The sequence below is a fragment of the Pseudomonas sp. GW821-FHT12A04 genome, from assembly GCF_058807755.1.
Genome location: NZ_JBXAQZ010000017.1, coordinates 125,887 through 144,615, shown reverse-complemented (window position 1 = coordinate 144,615; position 18,729 = coordinate 125,887). Strand labels below are relative to the sequence as shown.

19 protein-coding genes are annotated in these 18,729 nt (G+C 58.7%); 10 read left to right on the top strand and 9 right to left on the bottom strand.

Annotated features, from left to right (window positions below; all coding sequences use genetic code 11):
* Positions 1-192: 192 nt before the first annotated feature.
* Positions 193-1,392, bottom strand: a complete 1,200-nt coding sequence (gene tyrS, locus AC1RS8_RS25055; protein WP_008051666.1) for a tyrosine--tRNA ligase — start codon at positions 1,390-1,392, stop codon at positions 193-195.
* Between the two features lie 211 nt (positions 1,393-1,603).
* On the opposite strand from tyrS, the gene AC1RS8_RS25050 reads away from it, so the two are divergent.
* Together AC1RS8_RS25050 and AC1RS8_RS25045 are read left to right on the top strand one after the other, a co-directional pair.
* Positions 1,604-3,028, top strand: a complete 1,425-nt coding sequence (locus AC1RS8_RS25050) for a peptidoglycan DD-metalloendopeptidase family protein (RefSeq protein ID WP_489339322.1) — start codon at positions 1,604-1,606, stop codon at positions 3,026-3,028.
* A 3-nt stretch (positions 3,029-3,031) separates the two neighbouring features.
* Positions 3,032-4,123: an anhydro-N-acetylmuramic acid kinase gene (locus tag AC1RS8_RS25045; RefSeq protein ID WP_489339323.1), complete on the top strand. Its 1,092-nt coding sequence runs from the start codon at positions 3,032-3,034 to the stop codon at positions 4,121-4,123.
* Between the two features lie 68 nt (positions 4,124-4,191).
* Here AC1RS8_RS25045 and erpA read toward each other — a convergent pair whose 3' ends face one another.
* Both erpA and argC read right to left on the bottom strand, forming a co-directional pair.
* Entirely contained in the window at positions 4,192-4,542 is a 351-nt protein-coding gene (gene erpA / locus AC1RS8_RS25040) for an iron-sulfur cluster insertion protein ErpA (protein WP_007906865.1), read from the bottom strand.
* Between the two features lie 166 nt (positions 4,543-4,708).
* The gene (gene argC / locus AC1RS8_RS25035; protein WP_007980174.1) at positions 4,709-5,743 is read right to left on the bottom strand and encodes an N-acetyl-gamma-glutamyl-phosphate reductase; all 1,035 of its coding nucleotides are present in this window, start codon (positions 5,741-5,743) and stop codon (positions 4,709-4,711) included.
* A gap of 135 nt (positions 5,744-5,878) precedes the next feature.
* Here argC and hemJ point away from each other — a divergent pair, with 135 nt between their 5' ends.
* The 6 genes from hemJ to coq7 all read left to right on the top strand — a co-directional run bounded on the left by hemJ (position 5,879) and on the right by coq7 (position 10,495).
* Positions 5,879-6,307: a protoporphyrinogen oxidase HemJ gene (hemJ, locus tag AC1RS8_RS25030; RefSeq protein WP_046039521.1), complete on the top strand. Its 429-nt coding sequence runs from the start codon at positions 5,879-5,881 to the stop codon at positions 6,305-6,307.
* Between the two features lie 33 nt (positions 6,308-6,340).
* Positions 6,341-7,309, top strand: coding sequence for an NAD(P)H-dependent flavin oxidoreductase (locus AC1RS8_RS25025; protein ID WP_429522218.1), 969 nt, complete (start codon positions 6,341-6,343; stop codon positions 7,307-7,309).
* A 93-nt stretch (positions 7,310-7,402) separates the two neighbouring features.
* Positions 7,403-8,368, top strand: a complete 966-nt coding sequence (locus AC1RS8_RS25020) for a DUF805 domain-containing protein (protein WP_090451724.1) — start codon at positions 7,403-7,405, stop codon at positions 8,366-8,368.
* A 61-nt stretch (positions 8,369-8,429) separates the two neighbouring features.
* A complete protein-coding gene (locus AC1RS8_RS25015) occupies positions 8,430-9,218 on the top strand; it encodes an SDR family NAD(P)-dependent oxidoreductase (RefSeq protein ID WP_489339324.1) in 789 nt (262 codons plus the stop codon).
* An 80-nt stretch (positions 9,219-9,298) separates the two neighbouring features.
* Positions 9,299-9,637: a histidine triad nucleotide-binding protein gene (locus AC1RS8_RS25010; RefSeq protein WP_057713090.1), complete on the top strand. Its 339-nt coding sequence runs from the start codon at positions 9,299-9,301 to the stop codon at positions 9,635-9,637.
* Positions 9,638-9,847: 210 nt separating this feature from the next.
* Positions 9,848-10,495, top strand: coding sequence for a 2-polyprenyl-3-methyl-6-methoxy-1,4-benzoquinone monooxygenase (coq7, locus tag AC1RS8_RS25005; protein WP_008051652.1), 648 nt, complete (start codon positions 9,848-9,850; stop codon positions 10,493-10,495).
* 172 nt (positions 10,496-10,667) lie between these two features.
* Here coq7 and speD read toward each other — a convergent pair whose 3' ends face one another.
* A complete protein-coding gene (gene speD / locus AC1RS8_RS25000) occupies positions 10,668-11,459 on the bottom strand; it encodes an adenosylmethionine decarboxylase (protein ID WP_057713089.1) in 792 nt (263 codons plus the stop codon).
* A gap of 239 nt (positions 11,460-11,698) precedes the next feature.
* Positions 11,699-12,121, bottom strand: coding sequence for an OsmC family protein (locus AC1RS8_RS24995; RefSeq protein ID WP_008061600.1), 423 nt, complete (start codon positions 12,119-12,121; stop codon positions 11,699-11,701).
* Positions 12,122-12,368: 247 nt separating this feature from the next.
* Between AC1RS8_RS24995 and crp the strand changes: the two genes are divergently transcribed.
* Positions 12,369-13,013: a cAMP-activated global transcriptional regulator CRP gene (gene crp, locus AC1RS8_RS24990; RefSeq protein WP_154861053.1), complete on the top strand. Its 645-nt coding sequence runs from the start codon at positions 12,369-12,371 to the stop codon at positions 13,011-13,013.
* Between the two features lie 10 nt (positions 13,014-13,023).
* On the opposite strand, the gene AC1RS8_RS24985 is transcribed toward crp, so the two are convergent.
* From AC1RS8_RS24985 to AC1RS8_RS24970, 4 genes are all read right to left on the bottom strand, one after another.
* Positions 13,024-13,725, bottom strand: a complete 702-nt coding sequence (locus tag AC1RS8_RS24985; RefSeq protein WP_489339326.1) for a lipoate--protein ligase family protein — start codon at positions 13,723-13,725, stop codon at positions 13,024-13,026.
* A 143-nt stretch (positions 13,726-13,868) separates the two neighbouring features.
* Complete coding sequence (trpC, locus tag AC1RS8_RS24980; RefSeq protein WP_349736330.1) at positions 13,869-14,705, bottom strand: indole-3-glycerol phosphate synthase TrpC; 837 nt, start codon at positions 14,703-14,705, stop codon at positions 13,869-13,871.
* A complete protein-coding gene (gene trpD / locus AC1RS8_RS24975) occupies positions 14,702-15,751 on the bottom strand; it encodes an anthranilate phosphoribosyltransferase (RefSeq protein ID WP_090451730.1) in 1,050 nt (349 codons plus the stop codon). The genes trpC and trpD overlap by 4 nt, the downstream gene beginning before the upstream one ends.
* A gap of 9 nt (positions 15,752-15,760) precedes the next feature.
* Positions 15,761-16,354: an aminodeoxychorismate/anthranilate synthase component II gene (locus tag AC1RS8_RS24970; protein WP_007906885.1), complete on the bottom strand. Its 594-nt coding sequence runs from the start codon at positions 16,352-16,354 to the stop codon at positions 15,761-15,763.
* 408 nt (positions 16,355-16,762) lie between these two features.
* Between AC1RS8_RS24970 and estP the strand changes: the two genes are divergently transcribed.
* Positions 16,763-18,673, top strand: coding sequence for an esterase EstP (gene estP / locus AC1RS8_RS24965; RefSeq protein ID WP_489339327.1), 1,911 nt, complete (start codon positions 16,763-16,765; stop codon positions 18,671-18,673).
* Positions 18,674-18,729 lie beyond the last annotated feature (56 nt).

Here is an 18,729-nt window from a genome sequence, read left to right as displayed (position 1 = left end):
CGAATTCTACAGCGTTACACGCTGCTGTCAACACCTCTTTTTCAACTCCCTTTCGGCTTCGATGAACTGAAGCAACCCGCTGTCGAAAACTGCGTAACTCTTTGTTTACCAAGGAGTTTTCCGCTTCGACTGCGCCGGAAGTGGGGCGAATTATAGGCCTCTAGAATTCGCCGTCAACCCCTTATTTCAGCTTTATTCGGATTTGAGCGTAATACGCGCAAATGCCTTCTTCCCGGCCTGGCAAACATGGGTCGCGCCCAGTGCGTATATAAAGGTGCGATCGACAACCTCACCATCTATACGTACACCACCGGAACCCAGGAGATCTCGCGCCACCGCCGAGTTCTTAACCAACCCCGCTTTATTAAGGACAGCAGCGATCGGCATGTCTTCGGCAGCAGTCAGTTCGATTTCCGGCAGATCATCCGGCAGCTCGCCATCCTTCATACGGTTACCGGCGGCACGATGAGCATTGGCCGCAGCCTCCTCACCATGGAAGCGCGCAACGATCTCCTCAGCCAACTTGATCTTGATATCACGCGGATTGGCACCCGCCTCGACATCAGCGCGGAACGCGTTGATCTCATCCATGGAGCGGAAGCTGAGCAACTCGAAGTAACGCCACATCAGCGCATCCGGAATGGAAACCAGCTTGCCGTACATCACACCCGGCGCCTCCTGGATGCCGACGTAGTTACCCAAGGACTTGGACATCTTCTTCACACCATCCAGCCCCTCAAGCAGCGGCATGGTCAAAATGCACTGGGCTTCCTGACCATAACCACGCTGCAGCTCACGCCCCATCAGCAAGTTGAACTTCTGATCGGTGCCGCCGAGCTCCACGTCTGCGCGCAGAGCCACAGAGTCATAACCCTGAACCAGCGGATAAAGGAACTCATGAATGGCGATTGGCTGATTGGTTGTGTAGCGCTTGTCGAAGTCATCGCGCTCGAGCATACGAGCCACGGTGTATTGCGAAGTCAGGCGAATGAAGTCGGCCGGCCCCATCTGATCCATCCAGGTGGAGTTGAATGCCACTTCGGTTTTTGCCGGATCCAGAATCTTGAAGACCTGAGTCTTGTAGGTCTCGGCATTCTCGAGGACTTGCTCGCGAGTGAGCGGTGGACGCGTGGCACTCTTGCCGCTCGGGTCACCGATCATCCCGGTGAAGTCACCAATCAGGAAGATCACCTGATGCCCCAGCTCCTGGAACTGGCGCAGCTTATTAATAAGCACGGTGTGACCCAAGTGCAGATCCGGAGCCGTTGGATCGAAGCCCGCCTTAATACGTAGCGGCTGGCCACGCTTGAGCTTTTCAATCAGCTCGGACTCGACCAACAGTTCTTCCGCACCACGTTTGATCAGCGCTAGCTGCTCTTCAACCGACTTCATAACAGACCCGCAAGGCTCAGATTCAAAGGGAACCAACCATACAAGATCGCGCGTCAAATACAAGGTTTGCCCGGCGCACGGACGCCAATCCGCAGACAGAGTGCCTGCGGACTTGCTTCAGAGATGATTTGGTTATATTTTATACAGTTATTTCATCTTCATCATGTCATTCATCTTTTCCAATTCATCTTTTTCAAAGTCAAAACCACTTATGACCACAGAATCGTCTAAAGCGCCGCCGCTTTACCCGAAGACCCACTTGCTTGCTGCAAGTGGCATCGCAGCCCTTCTCAGTCTGGCGCTCCTGGTATTCCCTTCCAGCGATGTTGAAGCCAAAAAGACAACCCTGAGTCTTGAACTGGAAAGCCCTGCTGAACAACTGACACAAGAACAAGACGCTGCTGACGCCGTTCAAGCCACAAATGAACCAGCAACCTCCCCCTTCGCGCAGATCGACAACAGCGCCGAAGACACCCAGGAAACCGCTCAAGCCGAACCTGCACCGGTGCCGGTCGTCGAAGAAAAGAAGCCGGCAAGCCACAGGGAAGTGATCGTCACCAAGGGTGACACCCTCTCTACGCTGTTCGAGAAAGTCGGCCTCCCGGCCACCTCGGTGCACGACGTGCTGGCCAGCGACAAGCAGGCCAAGCAGTTCAGCCAGCTCAAGCACGGGCAAAAACTCGAGTTCGAACTGAGTCCTGACGGCCAGTTGACCAACCTGCACAGCAAGCTCAACGACCTCGAAAGCATCAGCCTGACCAAGAACGACAAGGGCTATACCTTCAACCGCATTACCGCAAAACCAACCGTGCGCTCGGCTTACGTTCATGGCGTGATCAACAGCTCGCTGTCGCAGTCCGCAGCCCGGGCCGGCCTGTCTCACAGCCTGACCATGGACATGGCCAGTGTGTTTGGCTACGACGTGGACTTCGCCCAGGATATTCGCCAGGGCGACGAGTTCGATGTGATCTACGAGCAAAAAGTGGTCAACGGCAAGGCCGTCGGCGCTGGCCCGATCCTGTCGGCGCGCTTCACCAACCGCGGCAAGACCTACACCGCCGTGCGTTACACCAACAAACAAGGCAACAGCAGTTACTACACCGCTGACGGCAACAGCATGCGCAAGGCGTTCATCCGCACACCGGTGGACTTCGCCCGCATCAGCTCGAAATTTTCCATGGGCCGCAAACACCCGATCCTGAACAAGATCCGCGCCCACAAAGGCGTCGACTACGCTGCACCGCGCGGCACGCCGATCAAGGCTGCCGGTGATGGCAAGGTGTTGCTGGCCGGCCGCCGTGGTGGCTACGGCAATACCGTGATCCTCCAGCACGGCAACACCTACACCACGCTCTACGGCCACATGCAAGGCTTCGCCAAAGGCGTGAAGACTGGCGGCACGGTGAAACAGGGCCAGGTGATTGGCTATATCGGCACCACCGGTCTCTCCACCGGTCCGCACCTGCATTACGAGTTCCAGGTGAATGGCGTGCACGTCGACCCGCTGGGCCAGAAAGTCGCGATGGCCGATCCAATCTCCAAAGCCGAGCGCGCACGCTTCCTGGCACAGAGCCAACCGCTGATGGCGCGCATGGACCAGGAAAAAGCCACTCAGCTGGCTTCGGCCAAGCGTTAAGTCATGGCGCTTTATATAGGTGTGATGTCCGGGACCAGCCTTGATGGCCTGGACATCGCGCTGATCGAGCAGACCCCGGCGATCAGGCTGATCGCCACGCACTACATCCCCATGCCCGATTCCCTGCGTACAGAGCTGCTTGGCTTGTGCGCCAGCGGTCCGGACGAGATTGCCCGTTCCGCCATCGCCCAGCAAAACTGGGTAAAGCTCGCGGCACAGGGCATCAATACCCTCCTCGCTCAACAGCACCTCATCCCTGACGACATCCGCGCGATTGGCAGCCATGGCCAGACCATTCGCCATGAGCCAGCGCGCGGTTTCACGGTGCAAATCGGCAACCCGGCGCTGCTGACCGAGCTGACGGGTATCACCGTGGTCAGCGACTTCCGCAGCCGCGACGTAGCCGCCGGCGGTCAAGGCGCTCCGCTGGTTCCGGCCTTTCATGAAGCCTTGTTCGAAGAGCGGGCCGGCAACCGTGCCGTACTGAACATCGGCGGTTTCAGCAACCTCAGCCTGATCGAGCCCGGCAAACCGGTGGCCGGTTTCGACTGCGGCCCAGGGAATGTGCTGCTGGATGCCTGGATTCATCAGCAGCGCGGCGACACCTATGACCGTGACGGCCAATGGGCCGCCAGCGGCAAGGTTGAACCCGATCTGTTGAAGGCACTGCTCAGCGACCCCTTCTTCGTCACCCAAGGCCCGAAGAGCACCGGCCGGGAAGTCTTCAACCTGCCATGGTTGATGCAGCACCTGGCGCAGCTGCCGACCTTCGCTGCCGAAGACGTACAGGCAACGCTGCTTGAGCTGACCGCGCTGACCATCATCGAATCGCTGCAAGGCGCCCAGAAAGAGACTCAAGAAGTGCTGATCTGCGGCGGTGGCGCGCATAACGCCGCACTGATGAATCGCCTGGCCAGTCTGCTGCCGAAGGCGAAAGTCAGCAGCACATCAGCATATGGCGTCGATCCTGACTGGGTCGAAGCCATGGCCTTCGCGTGGCTGGCTCATTGCTGCCTCGAAGGCATCGCAGCTAACCGCCCAAGCGTTACCGGCGCCCGTGGTTTGCGCGTACTGGGCGCCATCTACCCCGCATAAACCCTCCACACAGCAAAACGCCGCAAGGCCCTGAGGCCGTGCGGCGTTCTGTGAAACAGGTGCGCTGATCAGATCGAGAACGAAGAACCGCAGCCACAAGTGGTGGTCGCATTCGGGTTCTTGATGACGAAACGCGACCCTTCCAGACCTTCCTGGTAGTCCACCTCGGCACCTGCCAGGTACTGGAAGCTCATCGGATCGACAACCAGACTCACACCTTCGCGCTCGACGATGGTGTCGTCATCGGCCACTTCTTCATCGAAGGTGAAGCCGTACTGAAAACCTGAACAACCGCCGCCCGTAACGAATACGCGCAGCTTCAAGCGATCATTCCCCTCTTCATCGACCAGGCTCTTCACCTTGTGCGCGGCACCGTGGGTGAATTGCAAAGCCGTGGGGGTGAAGGATTCGACGCTCATGCTGACTATCTCCCGGCGTTACGCCGTCATATTGCGTGATGACGCGCATTATCCGCTTCTCCTAGAAAAGCGGTCAACTATTGTTATGGTATATCAACCAATCCAGTCGCCGGCCCGGAATGCAAAAAGGCCCGTCAGACGGGCCTTTTGCTGTACGCGATAACGCTTACGGCAGCATGCCGGCGTGGGACAGGCCCAGACGCTCATCCAGCCCGAACAGAATGTTCATGTTCTGCACGGCCTGACCCGAAGCACCTTTGACCAGGTTGTCGATCACCGACAGCACCACCACCAGATCACCGTCCTGAGGGCGATGCACGGCAATGCGGCAGACGTTGGCACCCCGTACGCTACGCGTCTCCGGATGGCTGCCGGCCGGCATCACATCGACGAACGGTTCGTTGGCGTAGCGCTTTTCAAACAGCGCCTGCAGGTCAACCGAGCGATCAACAACGGTTGCGTAGAGTGTGGAGTGAATGCCACGAATCATCGGCGTCAGGTGCGGAACGAAGGTCAGGCCGACGTCCTTGCCTGCTGCGCGACGCAGCCCCTGGCGAATCTCCGGCAGGTGACGGTGACCTTTGACCGCATAAGCCTTCATGCTTTCCGACGTCTCGGAGTACAACGAACCTACGGAAGCGCCACGACCGGCACCGCTGACGCCGGACTTGCAGTCAGCAATCAGATGCGCGGCATCGGCCAGGCCGGCTTCGAGCAATGGCAGGAAACCCAATTGCGTTGCAGTTGGATAGCAGCCCGGCACGGCAATCAGGCGCGCTTTCTTGATCTGTTCGCGATTGACTTCCGGCAAGCCGTAGACCGCCTCGTCCAGCAACTCCGGTGCACCGTGCGGCTGGCCGTACCACTTGGCCCATTCATCCGCATCTTGCAGACGGAAGTCCGCAGACAGGTCGATGACCTTGGTCCCGGCCGCCAGCAACTCGCCCGCCAAGGCATGGGCAACACCGTGCGGTGTGGCGAAGAACACCACATCGCAAGCACCCAGGGTCTTGATGTCCGGAACGCTGAACGCCAGGCCGTCGTAATGGCCTCGCAGGTTCGGATACATGTCGGCCACGGCCAGGCCAGCCTCGGATCGGGAAGTGATGACAACCACCTCAGCTTGCGGATGTTGCGCCAACAGACGCAGCAGTTCGACACCGGTGTAACCCGTGCCGCCGACGATACCGACCTTGACCATAAACCTGCCCTCAACGAACCCACTGGAAAGCCGTCGATAATAGGGGCCGCGCGCCCCTGCGACAACCGTCAAGGTGACGTGCGGACGCTCAACCCCCTACTATTCCCACTACCGTGAATTGGGGAATAACCAAAAATGCTCTATCTGTGGCTCAAAGCGTTTCATATCGTCAGTGTCGTATGCTGGTTTGCCGGCCTGTTTTACTTGCCACGACTGTTCGTTTATCACGCACAAAGTGAAGACACGATCAGCAAGGAACGCTTCAGCGTCATGGAGCGCAAACTGTACCGGGGCATCATGGGCCCGGCGATGATCGCCACGCTGATCTTCGGCGGCTGGCTCATCTACCTCAATCCAGGCATCTTCAGCCAGGGTGGCTGGATACACGCCAAACTGACCCTGGTCGTGTTGCTGATCGGCTACCACCACATGTGCGGCGCCCAGGTAAAACGTTTTGCCCGTGGCGAGAACACCCGCAGCCATGTCTTTTATCGCTGGTTCAATGAAGTGCCGGTTCTGATATTGCTGGCTATCGTAATTCTGGTCGTCGTTCGGCCGTTCTAAATCCACCAGGCACAACTTACCGGGGTACTTCCAATGTCGCTGCCCGCTCTGCTCGAAGAACGTTTGCGTCTGCCCGTAGTGGCGGCGCCGATGTTCCTGATTTCCAATCCGCAATTGGTACTCGCCTGTTGTCGCCAGGGCGTGGTCGGCAGCTTCCCGGCGCTGAACCAGCGCGAAAGCAGCGGTTTCAAGGCCTGGCTGGAAGAAATCGAAGCCGGGCTGGCGACAATGGAGAATCCCGCGCCTTATGCCGTGAACCTGATCGTCCACAACAGCAATCCTCGTTTACAGGCGGATCTGCAGATCTGCGTCGAGCACAAAGTGCCGATCGTGATCACCAGCCTGGGCGCCGTGAAAGAACTGGTCGACGCGGTGCACAGCTACGGCGGCCTGGTGTTCCATGATGTGACCACTCGTCGTCATGCCGAGAAAGCGGCCGAAGCAGGCGTGGATGGCTTGATCGCCGTGGCTGCCGGCGCCGGTGGACACGCGGGGACCTGGAGCCCGTTCTCACTGATTGCCGAAATCCGCCAGTTTTTCGACAAGACCCTGTTACTGGCCGGTTGTTTGAACCACGGCCACGAAATTCTTGCCGCTCAATTGCTCGGCGCGGATCTGGCCTACTTTGGTACACGATTTATCGGCACGACCGAAAGTCACGCGCCCGACGCCTACAAAGAAATGCTGCTGACATCCAAAGCGGCAGACATCATCCATACTCCAGCCGTGTCGGGTGTCCCCGCGAGCTTCATGCGCCAGAGCCTGGAGGCCGCCGGTTTCGACATGGCCGCCTTGCAAGGCAAGGGCGAGATCAACTTCGGTTCCAAGCTCAAACCCGTGAGCGATGAGGCCAAAGCCTGGAAGACCGTTTGGTCTGCAGGCCAGGGCGTAGGAGAAATCGAAGACTTGCCGAGTGTCGAGCAGTTGATTGCGCGTCTCGACGCGGAGTACCGCCAGGCCCTGGAGCATGCCGCCCAGTTGCCAAAACGCTGGCCGCGCTGACAGCAAACCTTGGCCAGTCTTGCCCGGCCGGACTTACACTCGCCCGGGCACAACATTGTTCTTTCAACCTCTCGCGACAAGGATGCTTCGCACATGGGCGAAAATCATTTCAAAATCGTATTCGAGGGCGCCTTGCTGCCCGGTGTCGACATCACCACGGCAAAGCTCAATCTCGCCGATTTGTTCAAAAGCGATGTCACGGCCATTGAGCGCCTGTTCACCGGTCGTCCGGTAGCGCTCAAACGCAACCTGTCGCACGCCGATGCCCAGACCTATCTCCAGGCGCTGAGCAAAACCGGTATCGACGCCCGCATCGAAGCCGAAACGCCGATCGAGCTGAACCTCGCCGACGTTCATGACCATGCTCCGGTCGGCAGCCAGGCGCCTTTTGCAGATCCGCAGTCCCCTTACGCGCCGCCGCGCGCGCCCGTCGGCGAAGCCGTAGCGGAATTCGCCACGCTCAAACCCTTCAGTTTCGATGGCCGTATCGGCCGCTTGCGCTACCTCGCCTGGACGCTGGTGCTGTCGACTGTGCTCCTGGCCGTTTGCGGGGTGTTTGCCTTGGTCGCCCTGGCTATCATCGGCGCGGATTCGACCGCCGGCCTGATATTGGGCAGCTTGCTGGCCTTTATCCTGTTCATCGGATTTGTATTCGTCAGCATCCAGATCACCGTTCAACGTTTGCACGATGTCGGCTGGTCCGGCTGGTTGTGGCTGCTGAACCTGGTGCCGTTCGTTGGCAGTTTCTTTCCGTTCGTGATCATGGTTGTGCCGGGCAACGACACCGCCAACCGCTACGGCCCGCCGCCTCCGCCGAACAGTACCGCAGTCAAGGTACTGTCTTCGCTGTGGCTGATCGTTATCGCGCTGGTTCTGTTCGGCTCGCTGGCCGGTGGTCTCACAGCGATACGGGAAGAATACAAAAGCGCCGCCCAGAGCAGCTACGACAGCAGTTCGGTCACCACCGATGAAATCGAAGTCGAGGTCGAACCGGTGCCAAATTCCTCCGACGATGCAGCCGAAGAGGCCCAGCCCCCTGTAGACTCTGCGAAAGAATGAACAGCGCTCCTGGCCCCTGACACCTGCGTCGCGGCGCGGAGCTGTTGCGATGGAGAACTGCATGACCCGTTACGCTCTGATCACTGGCGCCTCCAGCGGCATCGGCCTGGCAATGGCCGAAGCGCTGGCCCGGCGCGGCCGCAACCTGATTCTGGTGGCCCGACAACGTGATCAGCTGGAAAGTATTGCGATTGAACTGACCCAACGGTTCGGCGTGGAAGTGCTGTTCCGTGCCTGCGACCTGGGCGAGCCGCTGCGCCTGTCCGGATTCCTGCTGGAGCTGGAAGAAGGCGACCGGCAAATCGATCTGCTGGTCAACTGCGCCGGTATCGGCACATGCGGCCCGTTTCTGGCCCAGGACTGGATGACCGAGCAAGACCTGATCGAAGTGAACATCCTCGCCCTCACCCGCCTGTGCCATGCCATCGGCAACAGCATGGCCCTGCAAGGCGGCGGGCAGATTCTGAATGTGGCCTCTGTGGCGGCGTTTCAGCCGGGGCCGTGGATGAGCACCTATTACGCCAGCAAGGCGTATGTGCTGCACTTTTCCGAAGGATTGCGCGTCGAACTGAAAAAATGTGCGATCAAGGTTTCGGTGCTCTGCCCCGGGCCGACCCGCACGGCGTTTTTCCGTACCGCGCAACTCGACAGCGAAAAGCTGACCAACAGCAAACTGCTGATGAGCCCCGAGGAAGTGGCGCTCTACACCGTGCGCGCACTGGAAAAGAACAAGGCGATCATCATTCCCGGGCGGCGCAACCGCTGGTTCGCCTTCCTGCCGCGGCTTGGCTCGCGGTGGCTGACTCGCACAATCGCCGGCATGGTCAACAAGGCCTACTGCCCGCGCTGATCCAACCCAAGGTAAAAGGCTGGGCGCAGGCATACGCCATGAGTACACTCAGGCCAGCCCAAACAACGGAGAAAACAGCTGTGGATACTCTGTTCACCAAGATCATCAACCGGGAAATCCCGGCGAAGATCATTTACGAGGACGACCAGGTACTGGCCTTCCACGACATTGCCCCACAGGCACCGGTACATTTCCTGGTGGTCCCGAAGAAACCCGTTCGCACCCTGAACGACCTGACCGAGGACGACAAGACATTGGCGGGGCACATCCTGTTCACCGCCCAGCGCCTGGCAAAGGAACTGGGATGCGAAGACGGCTTCCGCGTCGTCATGAACTGCAATGAACTGGGCGGGCAAACTGTCTATCACATACATATGCACGTACTGGGTCAGCGCCAGATGCACTGGCCGCCGGGCTGATTACTGCTTCCCCCTGTGGGAGCGGGATTGCTCGCGAAGACGAAGTATCAGCCAGCATGGATGCTGAATGTCAGACCCTCTTCGCGAGCAAGCCCGCTCCCAAAAAAGGCATCACGACACTGTCACAGTCTCTGCATCACAATGACCCAGCGCAAACCTTCCCCGGCCGATTGGGTTAAACTGGCCGCCGAAATTCCCCCGGAGGTCAGCATGACAACCCAACGTCACTACTCGCCAATTGACCGCCTTCTGCTGCAAGCCGATGCCGCGATGCGCACACTGCTGCCCTTCAGCGGCCAGCCGTACCGTCCGTCGCCCGCCATCGTGCAGCCGGATGCGAAAATGAGCGACGAAGACACGCGCCACGTTGCCGGCCTGATGCGCATCAACCACACCGGCGAAGTCTGCGCCCAGGCGCTGTACCAGGGACAGGCGCTGACCGCCAAGCTGCCGCAAGTGCGTGCTGCGATGGAGCATGCCGCCGAAGAAGAAATCGATCACCTGGTCTGGTGCGAACAACGCATCCATCAACTGGGTAGCCACACCAGCATCCTCAATCCGCTGTTTTATGGCATGTCGTTCGGGATTGGCGCAGTGGCCGGCCTGATCAGCGACAAAGTCAGCCTGGGGTTCGTTGCGGCAACGGAAGACCAGGTGTGCAAACACCTGAACGAACATCTGGAGCAATTGCCGGCCGAGGATGAAAAATCCCGGGCGATTCTTGAACAGATGCGCATCGACGAAGAACAACATGCCGAAAGTGCGCTGGATGCTGGCGGGTTCCGCTTTCCGGCACCGGTGAAGTTCGGGATGAGCCTGATGGCCAAGGTGATGACCAAGAGTACTTATCGGATCTGATTTCAGATTTTTGTAGGAGCGAGCTTGCTCGCGATAAACCTGAGGGCAACGCGTTTACCCGGAAAACACGCGTTATCGTTAACGTCCATCGCGAGCAAGCTTGCTCCTACAAGGGCAAGACATAAAAAAGGCGACTGCCGTGAGGGAGTCGCCTTTTTTGTGTCCGAAAATCTTACGCCATATTGCGCGCGTAGAAGATTTCGAGCATTTCGTGTTTCACCCGCTCGGTCACCTGGGCGCGCTGCTCAGAGGACAGGTTGCTGGTGGCGTCGCCGAACAGGTAGTTATCCAGTTCGAAGTTCTTCAGCAGCATCTTGGTGTGGAACAGGTTTTCCTGGTACACGTTCACGTCGGTCATCTGGTACGCGTCGTAAGTGTCATCGGAGAGGTAGTTCTGGATCGAATTGATCTCGTGGTCGATGAAGTGTTTTTTGCCTTCAACGTCACGGGTGAAGCCGCGCACACGGTAATCCACGGTCACGATGTCCGAATCGAACTGGTGAATCAGGAAGTTGAGCGCTTTAAGCGGTGAAATGACCCCGCAAGTCGACACGTCGATGTCCACACGGAAGGTTGCAATGCCGTCGTCCGGATGGATTTCCGGGTAGGTGTGCACCGTGATGTGGCTCTTGTCGAGGTGGGCCAGGATGATTTCGGGCAACGGGCCCGGGGACTCTTCGATCTGGCTATCGGTCGGGGTCACCGGTTCTTCAGAAATCAGAATCGTGACGCTGGCGCCCTGTGGCTCATAGTCCTGACTGGCAATGTTCAGGATGTTGGCACCAATGATATCGACAACTTCCGTGAGGATCTGCGTCAGGCGTTTCGCGTTGTACTCTTTATTGATGTACTCGACGTAAGCCTGCTGGTCTTGCGGAGTTTCCGCGTAGCAGATGTCATAGATGTTGAAGCTCAAGGTCTTTGTCAGGTTATTGAACCCGTGGAGCTTGAGTTTGCTTTTCACCGTTAAAAACTCTCTATGTGCTTGCGGCCCGGCCGCGTGATCAAGCATGCCCGTCAGATGCGAACAACGCACCTGCGTAGGACGGTTAACACCTCTTCGCGATGGCGATTTTGGTTGTCTGTTCGGGTGCGAGGCCTGTCGGCTGACGGGCCACTACCCTGAAAAAAGTGGCGCATTATGCAGACGTCAGCTTGGGATCGCCAGAGTCTGCACTGCTTTTATGATAGTTGAATGTCGATTCAACCGAGCTCGATGATTTCGTAGTCGTGAGTAATCTCGACACCGGCCGCGCCGAGCATGATCGAGGCCGAGCAATACTTCTCGGCAGACAACTCGATGGCACGTTTGACCTGGGCTTCTTTCAGCCCGCGGCCCTTGACCACGAAATGCATGTGGATCTTGGTGAACACCTTTGGATCTTCGGTCGCGCGCTCGGCTTCGAGGAAGGCCTCACAGCTTTCGACCGCCTGGCGGGACTTCTTGAGGATGCTGACCACATCGAAATTGCTGCAACCGCCGACACCCAGCAGCAACATTTCCATCGGCCGGACACCCAGGTTACGTCCGCCGGCATCGGGCGGACCGTCCATGACCACGACATGACCGCTACCGGATTCGCCGAGGAACATGGCTTCGCCAGCCCATTGGATGCGTGCCTTCATCGCCAAGACTCCACTGTATAAAAAAGGGTCGCCAGCTTAGCACAGGCCCCGTGATTGACAGCGCCCGGCGTCCTAGGACATATCCCACCGCCTTGTAGGTAAATGCTCGAATATTGCAGGAAGTGTCTGTTAAGCTGACGCCAATTCGCTGGCGCATGGCCAGCTATGAAGCGACTAAAAAGATCGCAGACTTCGCCAGCTCCTTCAAAAATCCAAACACTCCGTGCAGTCTTTTCGGGATACAACCATGGTTGCTATTGCCCCCAACCCCAAGATCAAGAACGTCGACAAGCTGTTGATGCATTGCCAGCGCCGCCGTTATCAGGCCAAGAGCAACATCATTTGTGCCGGCGACCGCTCGGAAACGCTGTTCTTCATCATCAAAGGCTCAGTCACCATCCTGATCGAAGATGACGACGGCCGGGAAATGATCATTTCCTACCTGAACCCCGGGGACTTTTTCGGCGAGTTGGGTCTGTTTGAGCAGGCCGGCCTGGAGCAGGAGCGCAGCGCCTGGGTGCGGGCCAAGGTTGAATGCGAAGTCGCAGAAATCAGCTACGCGAAGTTCCGCGAGTTGTCCCTGCAGGATCCGGATATTCTTTACGTCCTCAGCGGACAAATCGCACAGCGCCTGCGCAACACTACGCGCAAGGTCGGTGACCTGGCATTCTTTGATGTAACCGGTCGAGTCGCCCGCTGCCTGCTGGAGCTGTGCAAACAGCCAGACGCCATGACGCACCCCGACGGCATGCAAATCAAGGTGACCCGTCAGGAAATCGGGCGGATTGTCGGTTGTTCGCGGGAGATGGTCGGTCGCGTGCTCAAGGATCTTGAAGAACGCAACCTGGTGGACGTCAAAGGCAAGACCATGGTGGTCTTCGGTACGCGATAAGCTCGAAAACCTAGCCGCTGAACATCTGCGCCAGCATCAACCGGTAGAGTTCGTCCAGACGTGCCAGTGCATTGGGTGCCGCGAACTTCTCATGCAGCGCGATGTGGCTTTCGGCGCGTACGCGTTGCTCCAGACCGCACGCCTCGTTGAAACGATTGACCGCGGCGACCATTGACGCTCGCTCGTTATCGATCAGCATCGCTCCGTGCACCAGTCCTACCGGACGCTGCCCACCCTGACTCTGGCGCCAGCGCTGGGCGGTTCCGACCATTTTGCGTCCATCGAGGTTGACGTTGAAGCGACCGTCACAGAAAGAGCCTTCGATTTCACCCAGGGACGAAGTACCACCCAACTCATCCAGCAACTGACAAATCGGATCGCACAAACGGTGGTAACCGGTTTCGATGCGATTCAGATCCCCTTCGCTGCGCGGCGGCGCGTAAACCAGTGCGATGTTGATGGTCGAGGCCGATTGCGGCACCGGCTCGCCACCGGTTTCACGCAACAACACCGGCCAACCTGCCGCCGCCGACACTTCACATGCAGCCTCGAAACCGGGCAGGCGGTTCAAACGGCGCGGCATGACCAGCGCCCGATCGCTCGGCTGCCAGAACAGCAGGCCGAACTCTGCGTCGCCGGCGCATACCGATGCCAGCAAGTCCTGTTCGGCTTGCAGGCCGGCTTCGATGGTCAGGGAAATAGGTGAGGTCATAAGGTATTCCGTAGGACATAAAGTCTGTGGTGCTTCTTATGCCGCTATCGCGAGCAAGCTCGCTCCCACATTTGATCCCGGCAGCTCATAGATTTTGTGGCCACCATCAAACCCTGTGGGAGCGAGCTTGCTCGCGATGCTTTTTAGTCTAGGGTTGAGCCGCTGACAGGCACGCCGCGCTCAGGGAAGAACAGACGCTGCAACTCGGTACCCGGGCTTTCGGCGCGCATGAATGCTTCGCCGACCAGGAACGCGTAGACGTCGCTGATTTCCATCAGTTCGACATCGGCGCGGTTGAGAATGCCGCTCTCGGTGATGACCAGACGATCGCGCGGAATACGCGGCAACAGGTCGAGGGTGGTTTCCAGGCTGACATCGAAGGTGTGCAGGTTACGGTTGTTCACGCCAACCAGCGGAGTATCGAGGGTTTTCAAGGCCCGCTCCAGTTCGTCGCCGTCGTGGACTTCCACCAGCACATCGAGGTTGACGCTTTTGGCCACGGCTGCCAGCTCGGCCATTTTCACGTCATCCAGCGCGGAAACGATCAAAAGCACGCAATCGGCCCCCAGGGCCCGGGCTTCGACGATCTGGTACGGATCGATCATGAAGTCCTTGCGGATCACCGGCAGGTTGCACGCGGCACGTGCCTGTTGCAGGTACGCATCGGCGCCCTGGAAGTAATCGATGTCGGTCAGCACGGAAAGACAGGTCGCCCCGCCCTTCTCGTAACTCTTGGCAATGTCAGCAGGAACGAAGTTCTCGCGAATCACGCCTTTGCTCGGTGAAGCCTTTTTGATTTCAGCAATCACCGCTGGCTGTTTCTTCTTGGCCTGCTCCAGCAACGCCTTGGCAAAACCGCGGGGTGCATCGGCCGCCTTGGCCAGGTTTTCCAGCTCGGCGAGGCTGACGCGAGCGCTACGCTCGGCGACTTCCTCAACCTTGCGCGCCAGAATCTTTTCCAGAACCGTCGGAACACTCATCCCTCATTCTCCACTTTGAATACCGCGGTAAATGCACCCAGTTCCTCAAGCTTTTCTCGAGCGAGGCCGGTGTGCAGCGCATCGTGCGCCAAGGCAACGCCTTCTTTCAGGCTGCTGGCAAGGTCGGCCGCGTACAGTGCGGCACCGGCATTGAGCACGATCATCTCGGCCGCTTTCTGACCGTTCTCGGTCTTGCGCTTGCCCAAGGCATCGCGAATCAGTTCCAGGGAAGCCGCCGGGCTTTCCACGGCCAGGCCATGCAGGCTCTGGCTCTTCATGCCCAGATCTTCCGGCTCGACCCAATACTCGGTGACCTGGCCGTCCTTCAGTTCAGCGACAAAGGTCGGCGCGGCCAGGCTGAATTCGTCCAGGCCATCCTTCGAATGCACCACCAGCACATGCTTGCTGCCCAGACGCTGCAACACTTCCGCCAGCGGCCGGCACAAGGCCTGGGTAAATACGCCGACCACCTGATGCTTCACACCGGCCGGATTCGTAAGCGGGCCAAGCATGTTGAACAGCGTGCGCAGGCCAAGATCGCGGCGCGGACCGGCGGCGTACTTCATGGCCTTGTGGTGGGTCTGGGCAAACATGAAACCGATGCCAACGTTGTCGATGCAGCGCGCCACTTGCACCGGGGTCAGGTTCAGATAGATACCGGCGGCTTCCAGCAGATCGGCACTGCCGCTCTTGCCCGATACCGCACGGTTGCCGTGCTTGGCCACGGTGCAACCGGCCGCCGCGACGACAAAGGAAGAAGCCGTGGACACGTTGAAGATGTTCGCACCGTCACCGCCGGTGCCCACCACATCGACCACACCGTCGAGGGTCTTGAGTTCGACCTTGTCCGCCAGTTCGCGCATCACCGACACGGCACCGACGATTTCGTCGATGCTTTCGCTCTTCATGCGCATGGCCATCATGAACGCGCCAATCTGCGCATCCGAGCATTGCCCGGTCATGATCTCGCGCATGACATCGCGCATTTCATCGGTGCTGAGGTCGAGGTGATCGACGATACGGCTCAGGGCTGTCTTGATGTTCATGAAAAGTCCTTAGCGCGTGCCGCCGGTTTGTTTGAGGAAGTTGGCGAACAGTTCGTGGCCCTGTTCGGTGAGGATCGACTCAGGGTGGAACTGCACGCCTTCGATGTTCAGAGTCTTGTGACGCAGGCCCATGATCTCGTCGACCGAGCCGTCTTCGAGCTGGGTCCACGCGGTCAGCTCCAGGCAATCGGGCAGGGTTTCGCGCTTGACGATCAATGAATGATAGCGGGTCACCGTCAGCGGACGATTCAGGCCTTCGAATACACCCTTGTCCTCGTGAAATACCGGGCTAGTCTTACCATGCATCACTTGGCGGGCGCGCACCACATCACCGCCAAAAGCCTGGCCGATGGATTGGTGGCCGAGGCAGACGCCAAGAATCGGTAGCTTGCCGGCGAAATGCTTGATCGCTTCAATCGAGATGCCGGCTTCGGTCGGGGTGCAAGGACCGGGGGACACAACGATGCGTTCAGGGTTGAGGGCTTCGATTTCAGCGATGGTCAGTTCATCGTTGCGCACGACTTTAACCTGGGAGCCGAGCTCGCCCAGGTACTGCACAACGTTGTAGGTAAAGGAGTCGTAGTTATCGATCATCAGCAACATGGCGTTAAGAACCTCTTGAATTCACTGACTTTAAAGATGGCCTTCGAATGATTTACCCGCAGAGCGCTGCACTTTGTCAGGTGCCGGTGTAGCGCCAGCAAAGCGGCATTTCAAACAGGTAAAGAAGGCAAAGCGGTACAGGTCCGGCGAAGCCGGCAAAAGAATTCAGGCGCGCCAACGCCAGCGGGCGTGTGCCTTGATGACTTGATCCAGGAGTTTACTGATGATCAACACGGGGAAGGTCTCGTTCGTACGTCCCGGCACAGTAACTTAGCTGGGCAGAGCGCGCAATATCACCGGGGGTGCTGCCCGCGAAACTATCAAAGGCTTCGCGACAGATGGCAAAAGGCCGGAAGTTTTTGGTACTGTCGTTTCGTTCACTAAAACAATAAATAAACGGACTTGCTCATGATCAAACAGACGTTGTTTGTACCGCTCGCAGGATGCTTGCTCGCGATCGCATGCGCCCAGGCGAACGCCGCACCTAATCCTTATACAAATTTCGTTGTCTTCGGGGACAGCCTCAACGATGCAGGGACCTTTGCCGACACGGGCGGGCCTGCCGGGGCGACGCAGCGCTTCACCAACCGGACCGGGCCGGTGTACCTGGATGGCAGCGGCGAAGTCCGCTCGCTCAACTCCACACAGATTCTGGGCGGAAAACTGGGGTTCTCGGCGGACCAGACCGCTTCATCATCTTCGGCGGTACGCGCCAACAACGGCCAGCCCGATGGTAACAACTGGGCTGTAGGCGGCTACCGTACCGACCAGATTCTTGATTCGATTACCAGCACCTCCGCCACCGGCGAACGCACCCGGGCCGGCTATCTTCCATCCAATAACTTCCGTGCCGACCCGAACGCACTGTATTACCTGTCAGGTGGCGGTAACGACTTCTTGCAAGGACGCGTCACCAGCCTGCCACAGGCCAGTGCCGCCGCCGACCGCCTGGCCGATAGCGTGCAGACGCTGCAAACCGCCGGCGCCAGATACGTCATGGTCTGGTTGCTACCCGATATCGGCTTTACCCCCGCATTCAACGGCACCCCGCTGCAAGCGTTCACGTCCCAGCTCAGCGCCCAGTTCAACACTGAACTGGTAAGCCGACTGCAAAACATCAATGCCGAAGTCATCCCGCTGAACATTCCGGTATTGCTCAAAGAGACTTTCGCCAACCCGGCACAGTTTGGCCTGGCCACCGACCAGAACCTCATCACCACCTGCTTCAGCGGCAACGGTTGCACCGAGAACGCCCGCTACGGCATCAACAGCGCCACGCCGGACCCGACCAAGCTGATCTACAACGACTCGGTGCACCCCACCGAAGCCGGGCAGCGCCTGATCGCCGATTACGCGTACTCCCTGCTGGCGGCGCCGTGGGAGCTGACCCTGTTGCCGGAAATGGCCCAGGGCACCGTGCGCGCGCATCAGGATGAATTGCGCAACCAGTGGCTGGCCGATTGGGAAAACTGGCAAGGTGTCGGCCAATGGCGAGCCATTGTTTCCGGCGGCGGGCAGCATCAGGACTTTGACGGTCAGGACACCGTGGCAAGCGCCGACGGCAACGGCGCCAACCTGAACATCGGCGGCAGCTATCGTCTCGACGATGCCTGGCGTGTTGGTCTGGTCGCCGGTTCCTATAACCAGGAACTCGAAGCCGGCAACAACGACTCCGACTACAAGCTCAACACTTACCTGGGCACGGCATTCGCCCAGTACCAGCAAAACCGTGTGTGGGCTGACGCGGCGTTGACGGCCGGGCATCTGGATTACGACAGCCTCAAGCGTAAATTCCAGCTGGGCGTCAACGAACGCGGCGAAAAAGGCGATACCAGCGGCTACGTCGAAGCCTTCAGCGCACGCGTGGGTTACGACATTGCGCAACAAGCCAGCAGCCCCTGGCACCTGTCGCCGTTTGTCAGCGCCGACTTCTCCAAGGTACAAGTCGATGGTTACTCGGAGGACGGCAACAATTCCACGGCACTGACCTTTGCCGATCAGGAGCGTATTTCCCGGCGCCTGGGCGCTGGCCTGCAGGGCAAATACCAGATCACCCCGCAAACCCAGGTGTTCGGCGAAGCGGCAATCGAGCGTGAGTACAACGACGATACCCAGGACGTGGACATCAACCTCAACAGCCTGCCGAACAACCAGTTCACGCTGGAAGGCTACACCCCGCAAAGTCACTTGCAACGTGTGAACCTGGGGGTGAGCCACAACCTCACCAAGGACCTGGCACTGCGCGCCAGCTATAACATTCGCAAGGACGACGACTTCACCCAACAAGGCATCAACGTAGGTGTTGCGCTGGACTTCTGATGTGCAGGCAATAAAAAACGCGGCGCCCTCACAGGCGCCGCGTTTTTTTTGAGTGA